This window comes from Guyparkeria sp. (assembly GCF_041687595.1).
Lineage (GTDB): Bacteria > Pseudomonadota > Gammaproteobacteria > Halothiobacillales > Halothiobacillaceae > Guyparkeria.
This window is the reverse complement of the sequence record NZ_JAWLBP010000101.1, coordinates 1-2,522: the sequence shown is the minus strand read 5'-3', so window position 1 is coordinate 2,522 and position 2,522 is coordinate 1. Positions and strand designations below refer to the sequence as shown.

General features: G+C 67.8%; 3 protein-coding genes. All 3 read right to left on the bottom strand.

Annotated elements, in window-relative coordinates:
* A partial coding sequence (locus ACESL5_RS09785; RefSeq protein ID WP_372592593.1) for a class I tRNA ligase family protein occupies positions 1-1,280 on the bottom strand: 1,280 nt, incomplete at its 3' end.
* Positions 1,281-1,381: 101 nt separating this feature from the next.
* Positions 1,382-2,002 carry a GspH/FimT family pseudopilin gene (locus ACESL5_RS09780; RefSeq protein ID WP_372592592.1) on the bottom strand — a complete coding sequence of 207 codons (621 nt, stop codon included), beginning with the start codon at positions 2,000-2,002 and terminating at the stop codon, positions 1,382-1,384.
* Between the two features lie 84 nt (positions 2,003-2,086).
* Positions 2,087-2,522, bottom strand: a 436-nt coding sequence (locus tag ACESL5_RS09775; protein WP_372592591.1) for a type IV pilin protein, incomplete at its 5' end; no start/stop codon positions are given.

Here is a 2,522-nt window from a genome sequence, read left to right as displayed (position 1 = left end):
TGCTGCTGGGTCATCGAGATGAACCACTGGTGCGTGGCGCGGAAGATCAGCGGCGTCTTGTGCCGCCAGCAGTGCGGGTAGCTGTGCTCGAACTTCGAGTGCGCCAGCAGGCGGCCGTCGGCTTCGAGCCGCTCGAGGATGGCGCGGCCACCCGCCTTGAGATCCATTCCGCCGACCAACGACGTGTCGGCGAAAAAGCGCCCCTCGCCGTCGACCGGGTTGTCCACGGGCAGGTGGTAGCGCTTGCCGACCGCGAAGTCCTCCTCGCCGTGGGCGGGGGCCGTGTGCACCAGCCCCGTGCCGGCATCGAGCGTGACGTGCTCGCCGAGGATCACCGGCACGCGGCGCTCGAGGAACGGGTGCGCCAGCTCCTGGCCTTCCAGGGCGGCACCACTGCATTCACCCAGGACGCGCGGCGACTCGACACCCATCCGGGCCAGCGCGTCCTCGGCCAGCCCTTCGGCCAGAACGATGCGACGGCCGTCGATCTCGATCAGCTGGTAGGTCAACTCGGCGTTGACCGCCACGGCCTGGTTGGCCGGCAGCGTCCAGGGGGTGGTGGTCCAGATGACCAGGTCCACCGGCGCTTCGTCTTCCACGCCGAAGGCGCGGCTGATCGCCGCCGGGTCGACCGCGGCGAAGGCCACGTCGACCTGGTCGCTGGTCTTGTCCTGGTACTCCACCTCGGCCTCGGCCAGCGCCGAGCCGCAGTCCACGCACCAGTGCACCGGCTTCTCGCCACGGTGCAGATGGCCACGCTCGATGATACCGGCCAGCGCCCGCAGCGTGTCGGCCTCGAAGGCGAAGTCCATCGAGCGGTAGGGGTTGTCCCAGTCGCCCATCACGCCCAGGCGGATGAAGTCCTGCTTTTGTCGCTCGATCTGGCTGGCCGCGTAGTCGCGGCAGGCCTGGCGGAAGGCGCGCTCGTCGAGCTTGACGCCCGGCTTGCCGTGCTCGCGCTCGACCACCAGCTCGATCGGCAGACCGTGGCAGTCCCAGCCCGGCACGTAGGGCGTGTCGAAGCCCTCCAGCAACCGAGTCTTGTTGATGATGTCCTTGAGGATCTTGTTGACCGCGTGCCCGATATGGATGTCACCGTTGGCATACGGCGGGCCGTCGTGCAGCACGAACTTCGGCCGCCCGGCGGCATGCTCGCGCACCGCGCGGTAGAGATCCCGCTCCCGCCACTGCGCCAGCCGCTCGGGCTCGCGCTTCGGCAGGTTGCCGCGCATCGGGAAATCGGTCTTGGGAAGGTTCAGCGTCGACTTGTAATCGGTCACGGCGTTTCAATTCGGTTGTGGGGCTGCAAACCGCTGATTGTAACAGGCAACCGCCCCGGGAAAACGACGACTTGCCGCCAGTCTGCGCCCACCCGATGCCGCTACAGCGCCGGGCACTCGCCGTCGAAATCCAGCGATTGGCGTCGCACGCGCCCGCTTATCGAGATGACCAGTTCGTTGGCATTGGGAGAGATGTCCCGCGGCACGCAGACCCGCAGCCTTCCTGCACCGAAGGCACCGCTGACACGCTCGGCGTGCCCCAGGGGCACATAGACCAGGGCCGTCCTGAGCGGACCGTTGCCGTCGATCACCACGGCCCCGCCGCCTCCGACCGCCTGGCCATGACGGACCAGCTTTTCGTCAGCCCCCAAGTCGCCGTCGTGATCCGCATCGTGAAACACGAGCCACTCGCCGCGGGACCAGTCGCCACTGCAACCGGTTTCGGGCGTACCGGCACAGAGTGAGACGGGCCGCCCCTGCATCACCGCGGCCTGGCGGGCGGACATGAGCGCGCCACGCAGGTCGTTGCTGGCCGCGGCCAGCTGGTTGCGGGCCATCATCGAGGAAAATGCCGGAATGGCGATCGCGAGCAGCACGGCGGCCACCGTTACGGCCACCATCAGCTCGATCAGCGAGAACCCGCCGGCCGCGCCATGCCACGAACCGGCATGGCCACGGGAGAATCCGGCCCGGCGGCGGGCCGGTCGCTCTTCCTTGAGCATGACCACCTCCGTCCCTTGCAGACAAGGATCGTGCGGGCGCGTCCTGTGCCCGCACCTGACATCGACGCGGTCAGGCCGACCGCGTTACCAGCACTGCTCCACGGTACCGCCCCCGGTCACGCCACGAGTCCCGGCCTGGTCGAGGGTGAGCGTGCCACAGTCGTCGCGACTCGCCTGGGCGCCGGTCGGCTGAGCCTCCACCGTGAACGTGGAGCGGTCCAGGTTCGTCACGCTGTAGCTGTAGTCGGCACCGGTCTCGTTGTCAGACATACAGCCGAGTTCGAGCCGACCCGCTTCCCCCTCGTCAAGAGATAACGGATTCGCGTCACTCCCGGCATCAACGTCGTAGCGCATGTTGGTCGTGTAGAACCGCTCCATGTAGTTGGCCTGCTCGGAAAGGCAGGCCGCCGCGGCGGCGCGCTTGGTCTTGACCACGTGGTTGGTATAGGCCGGGTAGGCGATCGCCGCGAGGATGCCGATGATCGCGACCACGATCATCAGCTCGATCAGGGTGAAGCCC

Bases quoted from the DNA above. Each gene is read 5' to 3' on its own strand.
- ACESL5_RS09780 (WP_372592592.1), bottom strand. From the start codon at position 2,002: ATGCTCAAGGAAGAGCGACCGGCCCGCCGCCGGGCCGGATTCTCCCGT.